This window comes from Proteus myxofaciens ATCC 19692 (assembly GCF_001654855.1).
In the GTDB taxonomy this organism is placed as follows: Bacteria; Pseudomonadota; Gammaproteobacteria; order Enterobacterales; family Enterobacteriaceae; genus Proteus; species Proteus myxofaciens.
On record NZ_LXEN01000032.1, the window covers coordinates 1 to 15,436 of the forward strand.

At 35.9% G+C, this 15,436-nt stretch carries 17 protein-coding genes, 1 other RNA gene and 1 pseudogene; 14 read left to right on the forward strand and 5 right to left on the reverse strand.

Translation table 11 applies throughout. From position 1 onward, the window contains the following. Positions 1-115 precede the first annotated feature (115 nt). A complete protein-coding gene (gene grcA / locus M983_RS03760; RefSeq protein ID WP_066747264.1) occupies positions 116-499 on the reverse strand; it encodes an autonomous glycyl radical cofactor GrcA in 384 nt (127 codons plus the stop codon). A gap of 336 nt (positions 500-835) precedes the next feature. Here grcA and ung point away from each other — a divergent pair, with 336 nt between their 5' ends. Then, on the forward strand, positions 836-1,516 hold the full coding sequence (ung, locus tag M983_RS03765; protein WP_066747266.1) for a uracil-DNA glycosylase: 681 nt from the start codon (positions 836-838) through the stop codon (positions 1,514-1,516). Between the two features lie 87 nt (positions 1,517-1,603). On the opposite strand, the gene grpE is transcribed toward ung, so the two are convergent. Then, positions 1,604-2,215 (reverse strand): nucleotide exchange factor GrpE, encoded by a 612-nt coding sequence (gene grpE, locus M983_RS03770; RefSeq protein ID WP_066747268.1) that lies wholly within the window; start codon positions 2,213-2,215, stop codon positions 1,604-1,606. Between the two features lie 100 nt (positions 2,216-2,315). Between grpE and nadK the strand changes: the two genes are divergently transcribed. The 3 genes from nadK (at position 2,316) to bamE (ending at position 5,476) form a co-directional block, all read left to right on the forward strand. Continuing rightward, positions 2,316-3,215: an NAD(+) kinase gene (nadK, locus tag M983_RS03775; protein ID WP_066747271.1), complete on the forward strand. Its 900-nt coding sequence runs from the start codon at positions 2,316-2,318 to the stop codon at positions 3,213-3,215. Positions 3,216-3,302: 87 nt separating this feature from the next. Further along, positions 3,303-4,964: a DNA repair protein RecN gene (recN, locus tag M983_RS03780; protein ID WP_066747274.1), complete on the forward strand. Its 1,662-nt coding sequence runs from the start codon at positions 3,303-3,305 to the stop codon at positions 4,962-4,964. A 113-nt stretch (positions 4,965-5,077) separates the two neighbouring features. Continuing rightward, positions 5,078-5,476 (forward strand): outer membrane protein assembly factor BamE, encoded by a 399-nt coding sequence (bamE, locus tag M983_RS03785; RefSeq protein ID WP_066747277.1) that lies wholly within the window; start codon positions 5,078-5,080, stop codon positions 5,474-5,476. 118 nt (positions 5,477-5,594) lie between these two features. Here bamE and M983_RS03790 read toward each other — a convergent pair whose 3' ends face one another. Continuing rightward, positions 5,595-5,888 (reverse strand): RnfH family protein, encoded by a 294-nt coding sequence (locus M983_RS03790; protein ID WP_066747280.1) that lies wholly within the window; start codon positions 5,886-5,888, stop codon positions 5,595-5,597. Further along, a complete protein-coding gene (locus tag M983_RS03795) occupies positions 5,881-6,315 on the reverse strand; it encodes an SRPBCC family protein (RefSeq protein ID WP_066747282.1) in 435 nt (144 codons plus the stop codon). The genes M983_RS03790 and M983_RS03795 overlap by 8 nt, the downstream gene beginning before the upstream one ends. Before the next feature lie 156 nt (positions 6,316-6,471). On the opposite strand from M983_RS03795, the gene smpB reads away from it, so the two are divergent. The 9 genes and pseudogenes from smpB (at position 6,472) to M983_RS03835 (ending at position 14,317) form a co-directional block, all read left to right on the forward strand. Then, a complete protein-coding gene (gene smpB / locus M983_RS03800; protein ID WP_066747284.1) occupies positions 6,472-6,954 on the forward strand; it encodes an SsrA-binding protein SmpB in 483 nt (160 codons plus the stop codon). Positions 6,955-7,013: 59 nt separating this feature from the next. Continuing rightward, positions 7,014-7,380, forward strand: a transfer-messenger RNA (tmRNA) gene (gene ssrA / locus M983_RS03805). Positions 7,381-7,562: 182 nt separating this feature from the next. Further along, the gene (locus M983_RS03810; protein WP_066747287.1) at positions 7,563-7,793 is read left to right on the forward strand and encodes a hypothetical protein; all 231 of its coding nucleotides are present in this window, start codon (positions 7,563-7,565) and stop codon (positions 7,791-7,793) included. A gap of 363 nt (positions 7,794-8,156) precedes the next feature. After that, positions 8,157-8,399, forward strand: a complete 243-nt coding sequence (locus M983_RS16970) for a YjhX family toxin (protein WP_074388140.1) — start codon at positions 8,157-8,159, stop codon at positions 8,397-8,399. A gap of 10 nt (positions 8,400-8,409) precedes the next feature. Continuing rightward, positions 8,410-9,459: pseudogene (locus M983_RS03820) on the forward strand (class I SAM-dependent methyltransferase); the annotation flags it as partial. 314 nt (positions 9,460-9,773) lie between these two features. Further along, positions 9,774-9,959: a YtcA family lipoprotein gene (locus M983_RS16975; protein ID WP_245684006.1), complete on the forward strand. Its 186-nt coding sequence runs from the start codon at positions 9,774-9,776 to the stop codon at positions 9,957-9,959. Positions 9,960-9,962: 3 nt separating this feature from the next. Then, on the forward strand, positions 9,963-11,003 hold the full coding sequence (gene mdtN, locus M983_RS03825; protein ID WP_066747290.1) for a multidrug transporter subunit MdtN: 1,041 nt from the start codon (positions 9,963-9,965) through the stop codon (positions 11,001-11,003). Then, positions 10,990-12,879, forward strand: a complete 1,890-nt coding sequence (locus M983_RS03830; protein WP_066747293.1) for an FUSC family protein — start codon at positions 10,990-10,992, stop codon at positions 12,877-12,879. Before mdtN ends, M983_RS03830 begins: the two co-directional genes overlap by 14 nt. Further along, on the forward strand, positions 12,857-14,317 hold the full coding sequence (locus M983_RS03835; protein WP_066747296.1) for a TolC family protein: 1,461 nt from the start codon (positions 12,857-12,859) through the stop codon (positions 14,315-14,317). The genes M983_RS03830 and M983_RS03835 overlap by 23 nt, the downstream gene beginning before the upstream one ends. A gap of 99 nt (positions 14,318-14,416) precedes the next feature. Here M983_RS03835 and umoC read toward each other — a convergent pair whose 3' ends face one another. Beyond that, a complete protein-coding gene (gene umoC, locus M983_RS03840) occupies positions 14,417-14,821 on the reverse strand; it encodes a lysozyme inhibitor LprI family protein (protein WP_066747298.1) in 405 nt (134 codons plus the stop codon). Positions 14,822-15,189: 368 nt separating this feature from the next. Here umoC and M983_RS03845 point away from each other — a divergent pair. Next, positions 15,190-15,436: DMT family protein (locus tag M983_RS03845; RefSeq protein ID WP_066747300.1), on the forward strand; the 247-nt coding region annotated here is incomplete at its 3' end.

The window sequence follows — 15,436 nt, forward strand, 5'->3', positions numbered from 1 at the left end:
AATAAGCCAATTAACAAGCGTGATATTGATTTATATTAATAACAAAAGCCCCAATAAATAACTCTATTGGGGCTTTGCTATTTTAACAGTGTCTCTATGAGATGCTGATTATAAATTACAGACTTTCAGTGAAAGTACGAGTAATCACATCACGTTGTTGTTCTGGTGTTAATGAATTAAAACGTACAGCATAACCAGAAACACGAATAGTCAGTTGTGGATATTTTTCAGGATTATTCACAGCATCTTCTAGTGTTTCACGGCTTAATACGTTTACATTCAGGTGTTGACCACCTTCTACACGTACAACAGGTTTTGATTCAACAGGCACTTCACGGTATTCGATATCGCCTAATGCTTTACGGCTAACAACTTGGCCTTCTTCAAAACCTTTTTTAGCACAAATACAACGTGCTTCGTTGTTTTCATCATCTAATAACCAAAAAGAGTGTAATAAATCGTCATTATCTGCTTTAGTAATTTGGATACCAGTAATCATTTCGACCTCCAATCAGGGTACAAAATCAAAATTCTAATTATCATTTAGAACTTGGGTATTTGGTCTAACCAATGTTTCTATTTACTTATATACCAGTATAAATGGCTTCATTCATTGATAAATATCAATAATATTGATAAGCAACATAGACATGCATGCGCAAAGTATTGTTTTAAATCAATAATGAGATTTCGCTTATTTGTAATTTTTTTTGTAAATTTTCAATTTTTTTTTAAAAAATTCAATAAATACACATTTTTAAGTTAGAAAATTTTCTTTCCACTGATGAAATCGGTAAGCTTACACACTATAAAATATCAATACAGGATTTATGCTATGACTACACCCTTAAATTGGCATGATGTGATAGGAATAGAAAAAGAAAAACCTTATTTTCAAAATATATTGTCGCAAGTATCACAACAAAGAGATGCCGGTAAAATTATCTATCCACCACAAGAAGATGTTTTTAATGCCTTTCGTTTTACGCCATTTGACAATGTGAATGTCGTCATTTTAGGACAAGATCCTTACCACGGACCTCATCAAGCACATGGTTTATCCTTTTCTGTTCGTCCTGGTGTTCCTGCTCCGCCATCTCTAGTTAATATGTATAAAGAGCTAGAAAATGAATATGATGATTTTAAACGCCCTAATCACGGTTATTTAGAAAGTTGGGCAAAGCAAGGTGTATTGTTGCTCAATACTGTATTAACCGTAGAAAAAGGCCAAGCTCACTCACACGCTAATTATGGCTGGGAAACCTTTACAGATGCTGTAATAGAACAAATTAATCAGCGCAGAGAAGGGGTTATTTTCCTACTTTGGGGGGCTCACGCTCAGAAAAAAGGTCGTTTTATTGACATTAATAAACATTTTATTTTAAGAGCGCCACACCCTTCCCCACTTTCGGCACACCGTGGATTCTTAGGCTGTGGTCATTTTAAACAAGCAAATGATATTTTACAAAAGCAAGGTCGCACACCAATTAATTGGCACCTTGACTCTATCGAATAAAAAATAAGCCACACAATAGGCATTTTTATTGTGTGGCTTATTAGTAGAGCATCGTTATGTTAATAATAACAAAACTCATTTATTAATTTATTTTGAAACAACAACCATAGCAGGACGTAATAAACGACCATTTAAGGTATATCCCTTTTGCATCACATCAACAACATGATTTGATTTATGGTCTGGACTATCAATTAATGTCATTGCTTGGTGAACTTCTGGGTTGAATGCGACATTTTTCTCATCAACAACTTCAATACCAAATTTATGCACTGCATCTAAGAATGATTTTAAGGTTAGCTCTAAACCTTCAATCATTGGCTTGATTTGTTCATTTTCACTATCAGCCGCAGATAAAGCTCGCTCTAAATTATCAAGTACTGGTAACAGTTCATTAGAAAATTTTTCTAACGCAAATTTATGCGCTTTTTCAACATCTAGATGAGTTCTACGACGAATATTTTCCACTTCTGCCTGAGCACGGATCATCGCTTCACGTTCTGTTTTTTGCGATTCTTGAAGTTGCTTTTCTAACTCATCAATACGTGCTAACGCTTCAACTAATTCAGCTTGGGCATTAAAATCAGCTTGTGCTTCTTCAGTTTTAGCGTGTTCTTGAGACTCATTCATTACAGATCCCATTCCTTCTTTTTCGTTTGAGACTTGCTCTTCATGTACATTTTGTTCTTTACTACTCATGAACATCTCCGCGTAGTTTTAGTATTCATCTTCATATTTAGTTTATTATGGGGATCTATAAGCGGGTTTCAAGGAATAGGCAATAAATGAGGGTAAAAAAATGCCAGATAATACCGTAACAGGTGAAAAAGAGTTTAAATGTATAGGCATTGTCGGCCATCCACGTCATCCAGAAGCACTTTCAACGCATGAAATGCTCTATTATTGGCTACAGGAAAAAGGCTATGACGTGATTATTGATACACAAGTCGCACAAGAGCTAAAACTTGAAAATGCAACAACTGGCGATTTAACCCAAGTAGGCAAAGTCGCGGATCTTGTTATTGTTGTTGGTGGCGATGGCAATATGCTAGGCGCTGCTCGCGTATTATCTCGTTATAATATTAAAGTTATTGGTGTAAATCGTGGAAATTTAGGTTTTTTAACTGATCTTGATCCTGATAATGCATTACAGCAACTAACAAACGTTCTCGCGGGTCAATATCGTGAAGAAAAACGGTTTTTACTTGAAGCACGAGTTTGCGCTGAAGGGCAAAGAACTCGTATTGGTACTGCAATTAACGAAATAGTGCTACATCCTGGCAAAGTTGCACATATGATTGAATTTGAAGTCTATATTGATGATCGTTTCGCTTTTTCTCAACGCTCAGATGGGCTTATTATTGCAACACCAACAGGGTCTACCGCTTATTCTTTATCCGCAGGCGGCCCTATTTTAACGCCAAATCTAGATGCGATAGCACTTGTTCCTATGTTTCCACATACACTATCAGCACGCCCTTTAGTTATCAGCAGTGATAGCCAAATTTGCCTAAAATTTTCACAAACAAATATCGATTATGAAGTCAGTTGTGATAGCCAACTTGTGCTACCTATAAAAGAAGGCGATGAAGTTATCATCAAACGCAGTCGGCAAAAACTGAATTTAGTCCATCCTACAGATTATAATTATTTTAATACGTTAAGTTCAAAATTAGGCTGGTCAAAAAAAATGTTCTAATTTTTGTGCCTCACTACTTTACTGTATAAAAAACCAGTTTATACTGTATGCAATTACAGTTATGTTTTTATACACAGGAGAGGCACTATGCTGACTCAACTAACTATTAGTCATTTTGCCATAGTCCGTGAACTTGAAATCGATTTTTGTAACGGCATGACCACTATCACAGGCGAAACTGGTGCAGGTAAATCTATCGCTATTGATGCTTTAGGTCTTTGTCTTGGTAATCGTGGTGATGCAAATATGGTGCGCCCAGGTGCAACTAGAGCCGATTTATGCGCACGCTTCTCGCTTTCTGATACACCCTCAGCACTTCAATGGTTAGAAGAACATCACCTTGATGATCATAACGAATGTTTATTAAGAAGAACCATCTCTACTGATGGCCGTTCTCGTGGTTTTATTAACGGAACTTCAGTGCCTCTTTCTCAATTAAGAGAGTTAGGTTCTCTTCTTATTCAAATTCATGGTCAACATGCACATCAGCAATTATTAGAACCTCGTTATCAAAAACGTCTTCTCGATATTTATGCTCACGAGCCTGATTTACTCAAAAAAATGAAAAGTGCTTATCAAACATGGCACCAAAGCTGTCAAACGCTGGCTTCATTTCAACAACAATCTTTAGAAAGAGAAACAAGACAGCAACTCATTGATTATCATTTAAAAGAACTTAATGAATTTCAGCCTGTTCAAGGTGAATATCCTGAATTAGACCAAGAATATAAACGTCTTTCAAACTGTGGACAATTTTTAACGTTAAGCCAAAGCAGTCTGCAGATATTAAGCGATAATGAAGAACAAAATATTCTTAGTATGCTTAATATGGCTAAACATGAAATTACTGAACTTTCATCTATGGAAAGTCAATTTAATTCATTACTTGAAATGCTTGAAGATGCATCTATTCAAATAAGTGAAGTCAGTGATGAACTAAGACATTATAGCGACCGTCTAGAAATGGATCCTAATCGTTTATTTGAATTAGAGAAAAGAATATCGAAATACATTAACTTATCTCGTAAGCATCATGTAACACCTGAAGAACTGTATGAATTGCATCAACAGCTTATTGAAGAAAAAAATGCACTATTACGCCAAAATGATGACTGTGATGCATTAATAGAACAAGTCAAGATTGATCATCTTGTTGCATTAGACGTTGCAAAACAATTACATGAAGTGCGTCAACACTATGCAACAGAATTAAGCCAGTTAATTACTCGTAGCATGCATCAACTTTCTATGCCTCATGGATATTTTACTGTTGATACATTCTTTGATGACAGCGTCTTACAAATAGATGGGGCAACAAAAATTGAATTTAATGTGACAACTAACCCAGGTCAACCACACCAAGCACTTTCTAAAGTCGCTTCTGGTGGTGAGCTTTCACGTATAGCTTTAGCTATTCAAGTTATTACAGCGAAAAAAATGGATACACCTGCACTTATTTTTGATGAAGTTGATGTAGGAATTAGTGGTCCAACAGCGGCAATTGTCGGTAAATTATTAAGAGAACTCGGTGAATCAACACAGGTTATGTGCGTAACCCATTTACCTCAAGTTGCGGGTTGTGGTCATCAGCACTATTTTGTTAACAAAGAAACAAATGGTGAAGAAACAGAAACAACAATGAAACTGTTATCTAAAAAAGAGCGTCTTCAAGAACTTGCGCGTTTATTAGCAGGGCGTGAAGTGACAAAAAATACCTTAGCAAACGCAAAAGATCTCCTCGCTGCCTAATGATAAAAAAACTTTTATCGATATTTAAGGTCATAGGCAGAGCGTGAAAGGTTTTCAATTGCTGCGTTGTCGATTATCATCGTCACTATGACCCTAAAAGGAATGTAATAATCATGCGTTTTAAACTGTTAAAAGTTGCCGCCTTATCTTTAGTCGTAATGACTTCTGGTTGCTCTATGTTCGAGAAACTGGTTTATCACCCTGATATTAATCAGGGAAATTATTTAACACCAGCTGAAGTCGCAAAAGTTCAACTAGGAATGACACAACAGCAAGTCCAATTCGCCCTTGGTACCGCGATGCTAAAAGATCCATTTGGCACTCAAACTTGGTATTATGTTTTCCGTGAAGAACCTGGCCACGAAAAAGTTCGTCAAGAAACATTAGTACTGACTTTTGATAATAACGGCTTACTGACTAATATCGATAAACGAGGTGATATGCCTGGTTTTTCTCAGCCAGCTAATTCTGAATCAATAAGTTCTGATACTCAGCCTGTCAGTAAAGACTGAGAATATTAAATATTGCGAAATAAATTACACCCCAATTGTAAATAATACATTGGGGTGAGTTTAATGGTGAATAGCCTTTAAAAATAACGTGATGACACTAAACGATATGAGGATATGATTAGTCAGTTTTTTGGCGAGATTTATCTGCTCGTTTACGACGCATCTCTTTAGGATCAGCGATAAGTGGCCGATAAATCTCGACTCTATCGCCATCTCTTACAATATCACTGAGCTTTGCCGGTCGGCTATAAATACCCACTTTATTTTTTTTTAAATTAATATCATTACAAATTGTTAAGATATTAGAGGCAATTATCGCTTGCTCAACTGTATTGCCTTCCATTAACTCAACAGGAATAAGATATTGTTTATCAGGTAGCGCATAAGTTACCTCAACCCATATTTTAGTCACGATAAATCTCTTTCGCTCGTTGAGTAAAGGCCTGAACCATATTATTAGTCAATTCTCTAAATATACGACCAAATGCCAACTCAATTAATTTATTTGTAAATTCAAAGTCTAGCTGAAACTCAACCTTACATGCATTATCACCTAATGCGGTAAACACCCATCCTCCTGTTAATTTACGGAATGGGCCATCAACAAGACGCATATCTACCCGTTCATTAACTTTTAAGAAATTATGCGTGGTAAATGTTTTACTAATTCCTGCTTTAGAAACCTGAACCGATGCGATCATTTCTTCTGGAGTACTTTTGATAAGTTTACTTCCAACGCATCCTGGTAGAAAATCAGGATAAGTGAGAACATCGTTAACCAGTTTAAACATTTGCTCTGAGCTAAAAGGAACTAGAGCAGATCGACTAATCTGAGGCATAGTTATTCCTGTATGACAACACTGTGTGTGATCATATCATTGAACAGTGATTAATTAAAAATCTAATGGAATATAGCTTAACTTTTGTGCAATTGAAAAGAAAACAGTCGGTTAAATGATTTCTTTCTATTGCTCATACAGTATAATGTGGACATTATGACAAAGAAAAAATCACATAAACCAGGTTCTGCGACAATTGCACTAAATAAACGTGCTCGCCATGAATATTTCATCGAAGATGAGATAGAAGCGGGATTGTCGCTACAAGGCTGGGAAGTAAAATCATTGCGTGCAGGAAAAGCCAACATCAGTGATAGCTACGTTGTTATGCGAGATGGAGAAGCCTATCTTTTTGGGGCGACCATCACACCATTAAATGTAGCATCAACGCATGTTGTTTGTGATCCAACACGCACACGAAAACTACTCTTAAAACAACGTGAACTCGATACACTTTATGGTCAGATAAACCGTGAAGGTTACACAGTGGTTGCTCTTTCCCTCTATTGGAAAAATGCGTGGTGTAAGATAAAAGTTGGGGTTGCAAAAGGTAAAAAAGACCACGATAAGCGAGACACTATCAAAGATCGTGAGTGGAAATTAGACAAAGCACGTATTATGAAAAATGCTAACCGCTAAATCGCGTTAAGTACTAGCAATGGTTACTATTTTTCTGTTATACTCGCTTTCAACAACTTGGGGCTGATTCTGGATTCGACGGGATTTGCGAAACCCAAGGTGCATGCCGAGGGGCGGTTGGCCTCGTAAAAAGCCGCAAAAAAATAGTCGCAAACGACGAAAACTACGAAGCACTAGCAGCTTAATAACCTGCGTAGAGCCCTCTCTCCCTAGCTTCCGCTCTTAAGACGGGGATCAAGAGAGGTCAAAACCAAAAGAGATCGCGTGGATGCCTAGCTTGGGGTTGAAGCGTTAAACTTAATCAAGCTAGCTTATTTGTGGCGTGTCTGTCCGCAGCAGGTAAGTGAAATTAAAGACTAGACTAAGCATGTAGTGCCGAGGATGTAGAAATTTCGGACGCGGGTTCAACTCCCGCCAGCTCCACCAAATTTGGTGGGTCAGTGATAGGACAACGGTTTCAAAAACAAGAAGTTAGCGAAATCATAAAGAATATACACTGACAACAAAAACTATAAATGACACGTAAATGACACGCGGGTCATTTAAAGTTTAGAAAGGCTCACTTCGGTGGGCCTTTTTATTATCCATCTTACTTTGAGGTAATGGTGATGAGAAAAGCTTGTATTGAATTGAATTCAACCATGAAATATGCAGCCTTAAATGCAGGCCCGCTTGGTGGTGGAAAATGTTTAGTTATGGTGACTGTCTCTAATAATTTAGATGAAGTTGTTCCTGCTGAAAAATGGGCAAAAGCTTTAAATATCTGTCTTGCTGAAGCTAAAGAACTAAAATATGAAATCGCTCGGATTTATGGCGAAAACTTAGCAAGAAAAAAATAATATTATATTACCTTCTCATAGAATATAACTAATTTAGTAGTCCGCTTTGAGCGATGAACAGACATTGCTAACAATATTCTATGTGAATCAACATGGATAGGCCAAAGTTAAAAAATAGAGTTTTATGAAATAAATCGCACTTTATTGTACCATACATACCCATATTTAAATTGTGTGTTAACATTACATCCTGTAAATACCTTTCAACTCAACCCGAGGCTTTGATGCTGGAGAATGTAATCATCCGATAATCAGCTTACCGACCTTTTCAGGTCGAACTGATTATCAATGCGCCGAAATCGAATGTGGACACCTCAGTGTGTTTGCAAGTTTTGCACATAATGATTAAACAGGTTCTTTAGTATGAATTTATCCCGTCAGGAACAACGTATCTTACACGTACTCGCCAAAAGTGGCGGTAATGCGCCTGACCACATCACCGCCGTTGAATGCTACTTCAGTGAAGAGCTGTTGCGCACCGACTGCCCCCTCGCTACTTTCAAAAAACTCAAAACCAAGAAACTTATCAAGTCCGTCAATGGTCAGCCGTACCACATCAACACCACCGTGCTGAATAATATTCGCGCTCAGCTTGATAACTGCTAAGGAAAGTATAATGGATATCAATACTCTTATTTCTGCATCCCAACACATCCAGCTGTCAGCGGAGGAAAGTAAAATTCCCTGGAATGAACCCGCCTTCAGCCAACGCATGCTGGCGAACCATTTATCGCAGGATCACGACTGGGCCAGCCGTAGACAGAGCGTCATTGAGCAACAGGTAGAGTGGATAGCAAGACAGTTATCACCTGGCGCACAGATCCTCGATCTCGGCTGTGGTCCCGGCTTTTATACTCACCGCTTAGCAGAGCTAGGATTTCGCTGTACCGGCGTTGATTTTTCACCGGCATCCGTAAGCTGGGCTCGCCAGCAGGCGCAGAATGCCAGTTTGAATATCGACTATATTCAGCAGGATATCCGCGCATACTTGCCGGATAGGTCGTACGATTTCATCATGATGACGTTTGGGGAACTGAATGTGTTCAGCACGGCGGATGCGCGCGCCATTATCAGTCGCTGCGCTCTGTGGCTGAAGCCTGGTGGTCGGTTGCTCGCTGAAGTCCATACTTTTGAAGAAATTAAACGTCAGGGAATGGCTGAAGCAAGCTGGCAACGCTGTCCAGACGGACTTTTTCTGGGAGTCCCTCATCTGCTTCTGACGGAGCATGGCTGGGATGAAGAAGCGCAGACCAGCTCAACACAGTTCTGGGCCATAGAGGCAAACGGTCACACCACCCGTTTCGGCAGCCAGATGACAGCCTGGCGCGATAACGAGTACGTCAGCCTGCTCGAGAATGTCGGATTTACTCTACTTCCTCCTCCTGAAAGCCACGACTGGCCAGTCAGCGATACATTTGAAGGGAAGCTGTTTGTTCTGCTGGCTGAAAAAACAAAAAACTTATAGGAACCTTCTTTTTAATACTTAACGCAATAAAAGGAATTCAGCATTGGATATCACTCGTATCTTTACCATCAGTGAAAGCGAACATAGCATCTACAACCTGCTCACCGAAGAGAAGTAAGCCACGCTGTGCCGTATGCTAGGCATGAAGCCGGATACTCACATCTTGACCTCAACAGCGGCTCGGGGAAAATGCTTCGTACCTAGGCCCTGGAACAAACCTAGTTACATCTACGTAACAATAAAGAAAAACTTCTTTTAAAACGAACAAATAAGAACAACTGAAACATTTAAAAATAAAGCATAACTTAAGCAAAATAAAAAATTTGAACAAGGTTATTCATTGTGATTTAATCGTCGTTAATTACTAATTTAAGATTCAAAAAATGACAAAAATTCATTAGTTGAACTTAATGAGCTTGAACTTAATGAAAAAATATTTCCGCTTTATCAGTATAAGTTTGCTATCTTTCTATTTAATGGGATGCTCATCACAAAGACACTCTCCTCTTTTGCCAATGTTAGGAGCCTATTTCCCATCTTGGTTATTTTGTCTTTTATTAGGGCTAATTTGCACGATCTTAATACGAGTTTTTCTTATTTATGTCGCTATTGATGATAAATTACCGCTGCCTCTGTTGTTCTATTTTGCAGTGTTATTATCAACATCGATGCTAATCTCCCTACTTTTCTTCTCTTATTAAATTATGACTACAGAAAATAAAAAAAAGATAGCGGTTATTATTACGGTAGTAACTTTCGTTATCCTGCTAATTTTAATATGGAAAACACTTCAATCAACGACATTAAATCCATTAAGTGAAGATGCCGTAATTGAAGCCAATAAAATTAATATCTCCTCTGTTATTCCTGGGCGAATTCAGACATTCCATGTAAAAGAAAATATGGAAGTAAAAAAAGGTGATCTTCTTTTTACGATAGATCCAACCATGTATGCGCTTAGAGTAAAACAGGCAAAAGAAGAATTACTTATTGCGCAAGCAACGCTAAGTAATAAGCAAAGAGTGATTATTGCTGAAACATCTAATTCAGAAGTTGCAGAAGAGCAAATAAAACGAGCTCAAGTTAATTTAGTGCTAGCAACACAATCTTTAAAACGCTTAGAACCTCTATTAGCAAAAGGATTTGTGACTGCACAACAAGTTGATGATGCAAGAACATTAAAACGTGATGCTGAAGTCAGTCTAAAACAAGCTCAAAAACAGAATATCGCATCTGAGGCACTGATTAATAATACTCACTCAGAAGAAGCATTAGTTAATTCATTAAAAACGTCACTCGCTATGGCTGAATGGGAATTAAGTAATACCCAAGTAAAAGCGCCAAGTAATGGTTATATTGTTGGACTAACAACTTCTGCGGGAGAATTTGTCATTTCTGGGCAATCAGTATTTACCTTAATTGATACTGATTCTTGGTTTGCTTCTGCTTATTTCAAAGAAACAGACTTAGATAATATTAAAATGGATAGCTGTGTTGTTGTTTATTCGATGATAAATAACAAACAGGTTATGAAAGGTAAAGTGCAAGGTATTGGCTGGGGTGTTATGTCGACAGATTTATTAAATATCCCTAGAGACTTACCTTATGTGCCCAAATCATTAAACTGGGTTAGAGTTGAACAGCGTTTTCCTGTCAGAATTTTATTAGAAAATCCGCCAAAACATCTGATGAGAATTGGAGCCACCGCGACAGTTAAAATAGTGCCGAAAGATGATGATTGCTAAAACATCGCTTATTCTAAAGCAAATAAAGCAAGATTTATTACCCTTTAAATTTCGCTTATCAACATCATGGCGGATAGCATTACTCTGTTCATTAATGGCAGGGATTGCAATGCTCTATGAAATTCCTGAATCAGCAATTAGCTGTTATCTCATTCTTTATCTTGTTAAAACTGATGCGGTTGAAAATATCTTACTGTGTGTTGGTGTGATAATATTATGCTCAATCGTTGTCTGTATTACCTTTATTTTATATAACCTGACAATGCAACACATCATGTTGCGCTTTTTCTTTATGGCGCTCTTTTCTGGCTTTTTTATGTATTTATCTTCAGCCAGTAGCCTTGGTGATATCGGTAATCTTATCGCACTTGTTATCGCCTTTTTAATGACGTTAATTGATGATATTCCAATCGGTGATATTGCAACTCGTTTACTACTTTATGCATTATTGATGGCAGTATCACCCATGTTGCTTGTTATTATTTTTAATTACTTTTTTGGCATAAGCCCTAGAAAAATATTGCTTAACAAGCTCTCAGAACGTTTTTTAAGTACTAGTCATTATTTATTGGAAAGTAATATCATCCCATCTTTTCATGTTAGTGAAGCGCTAAGCACACAAGCTGAATGCAAACGTTACTTAAGTTTTATCAAACTCTTTTATTTAAAGGAAAGAAGTGAAATAAAACAGCTTGAAATTCTCATTAATAACTCTTACGAAATACTTATTTTTGCGTTAAGTTTACCATCAGATACATCACCTGAAATTCGTAAAGCACTTGCAGAAAAATGTGAGTTGATTGCTAAAGATTTATCAAATTATAAATTAGATAAACTTGAAGAGTTAAAACTTACTAAAAGTGAACAAGATAAAAATGCTTTATTAGCTGAGTTTAATGCCATCTTATTTAAAGTAGATATAGCACCTACACCAAAAACAAAAATGCCCTTTTTTGTTGAAGATGCCTTTACGAATCCAAATCATAAATATTTCGCAATTAAAACAACCTGTGCAGCATTAATATGTTATTTATTTTATGACTACTTTGATTGGCAAGGTATACATACTGCGATGATAACCTGTTATGTCGTCGCATTAACGACAGTTGGTGAGACTGTACATAAACTCACATTACGTATTATTGGGTGTTTAATTGGTGCATTTATTGGCATAATCTCACTGATTTATATCATTCCTAATCTCTCTGATATTGGAAGCCTTATGGTATTAATATTTTTCTGTATTTTACCTGCGGCTTGGGTTGCATCAGGAAATGATCGAATATCTTATGCTGGTGTACAAGTTGGATTGGCTTTTTTATTAACCGTATTACATGGTTTTAAACCTAGTTTTGATATGGATGTTGCCTCTGATCGTATTTTGGGGATCTTAGTCGGTAATGTTGTAATGTATATTATGTTCACCAAAGTGTGGCCTGTATCCATTATGACAACTATTAATAAACAAATAAAAAATATATTAAACAACTACGCTACGCTTAAATTAAAAACCAATAATAGCCAAGCCGAAGCCTTAAACTTAGTGGCCTTAATTAATGAAGGTATTATTAAATCAAAAGACGATATTAATTTATTAATATTTGAAACTAAATTCAAAGATAAAAATAGCGTATTAATCCATTATTTTAATCAACTTTTAGTCGATATATTAGCAGATAGCTATCATTATTATTCTGCTAAATTTATATCTAATGATGAAACAAAAATAACCAATAATCCTCAATCCGAACAGTATTTTAAATATAATGTACTAAATTCTGTACCAACAACATTATCAGCTCAAGAAAAAGAGCAAGTCATACATGCATTAATCGATGAGAGAAGTAACCATAATGACACCATTAAAGCGAATTAAAAAAATCTCCCCTTTATTACTCCCTTTATTGAGTCTTTCTCTTATCGGTTGTATCGATACTAGCCGTTCATTTATGCAACAGGCATCAGAGCCTTTACCTTATCAAACTGAACAATATCTTTCATCCGCTGAACAAGGAAGATATGCAGAGAATAATCCACCACAAAAACTTGAATATGGATTAGCTGATCTTATCGATGTTGCACAAAAAAATAATCCTGAAACACGTATAGCGTGGGAAATGGCAAAAAAATCAGCAACTAATATTGGTATGGTTGAGAGTACTTATTTGCCTGTTATTACCGCAACGGCATTAAGTGGTTATCAACGCGGAACATTTAAACTCCCTAATAATGAATTTGTTGATAAAATTAAAGTTTCTGATCATGTCTTTATTCCTGCAATTACTTTTCAGTGGTTATTATTTGACTTTGGCCAACGAGAAGCATTAGCGGATGCGGCAAAACATGCGTCTTTAGCATCTGATCTTAATTTTAATCTTATACACCAGAAAATTATTCATGATGTTACGACAGCTTATTACACCTATGGTGCAGCACACGAAAAAACAAAAATAACGCATGAAGCCTTAGAAAGAAGCAAGCAAGTTTTATATGCTATAGAACAAAAAAAAGCGCGTGGCTTAGCAACAGTGTTAGATGTTGCATTAGCAAAACAACAAGTTGCACAACTTGAATTTCAACATGTATTAGCAACCGGTAAAGAAAAAGATCAATACCAATTATTACTTTCATCAATTGGCATGTCACCTTTGCAATCAATTAATATTGAATATACTCAGCAAGATAAATTACCTGATAATATTGTGCCATTAACTCATGAGAAAATAAGAAGTGCATTAGCTCAACGTCCCGATATTTTAGCTAATTATGAATTGATACAAGCCGCAATGAAAACGACCACATCAGTAGGTACAGATTATTTTCCAAGAGTTTACTTAGCAGGTGCAGTGGCTGGTGGGAATAATAGTTTAGATGTTCAAGGATTGCCTGGAATTAATCAAAACACATCTTCTTCTAATATTTTAATCGGTGTCAGTATTCCACTTTATGAAGGTGGTATGCGACAAGCAAGAATGAAAAATGCACAATCTGATGTGATTATTGCGCAAGAAAATCTGAGAAAAAGCCAAGAGTTAGCTATTAGAGAAATGAGCTTAGCTGAAAATACGCTAACATCATCACTTGAAGCAACTAAAGCATCAAAGAATTTAATAGAAACAACACAATTAAGTTATACAGCAAGTGTTGATTTCTATAAAAATGGTTTAGGTACAGTAACAGAAATAAATACAGCAGAAATAGCATTATTAACCGCTCAGATTGCACATATAGACGCTTATACGGGATCATTAATCGCTGGGGTTGATTTAGCCTTTGCATTAGGTGAATTAGATAAAGCCTCTTCTTCGTTCTAAAGTCAATATTTTTTAAATAATCCTATGATTAAATAACTATTGATAGCCTACGATAAGGCTATCAATTAATTATTTGACCAAATGAGTAATCATAGATATTTAATTATTTAATAAAGATTTAGCTCGCCATTGATTTAGTTTTATTTCACATGCTATAAAAATATCTTTTGCAATAGCACCACCTATTAATAAAGTAGATTGACGTTGACATTCTGCGGTTCTAAATTTTACAAAATATTCTTGTGCAACGGTTAGTGCATCAATCGCAGTTTTAGTTTCATCAAAATCAATATCCTCAAGGTCACTTTTACTCTTACCATAAATAACATTCAGTTGTTGTTCTGATAATTTTAATTCATCATATAAGCAACTTTCTGTTTCTGTTCGATTTTTATGGGCTGTTGTTTTATAACATTTAGATAAAGGATCACTATTCGCTTGCGCCAAAACAGGAAAGCTAATAATAAAAAGACTGTAAAAGATCAGGAATAAATTTATCTTCACATTAACTCCCTATAATAAAATTTAAATTGATATTAATCGTAAAATACAAATTACGTAATATCACTTACATAAAAATTTAGGAAATTCATTTACTAATAGATAAAATAATTAATCAGTTCACTCATGCTAGCATTATTCTATTTATACTACTATTTATTATTTTTTTCATATCATTAACTTTTTCTTAATAAGAAATATCTAAATTTACACTTTAATTTATTTATTAATAATAATCTGATATCTAATTTAGACTAAAATAATTTTTTACTCATTTTGAATATCAAGTGATAGAAAATTAGTATTTTTTGCAGTACGCTCATTCTCTTCTTATTTCTGATTTATTCCTTAATATAGCTGGCGATAGCGCAATGAATTTCTATAAATATACTCCAATCCTTCTTCTTATCGTTTCAAATGTTTTTATGACATTTGCTTGGTATGGACACTTAAAGTATGGCAATAAACCATTGATAATTGTTATTATTTTAAGCTGGCTTATTGCTTTTGTTGAGTATTGTTTCGCAATACCCGCAAATCGTATCGGTCATAATTACTACAGTGCAGCAGAATTAAAAACAATACAAGAAGTCATCACATTAACTATTTTTGCTATTT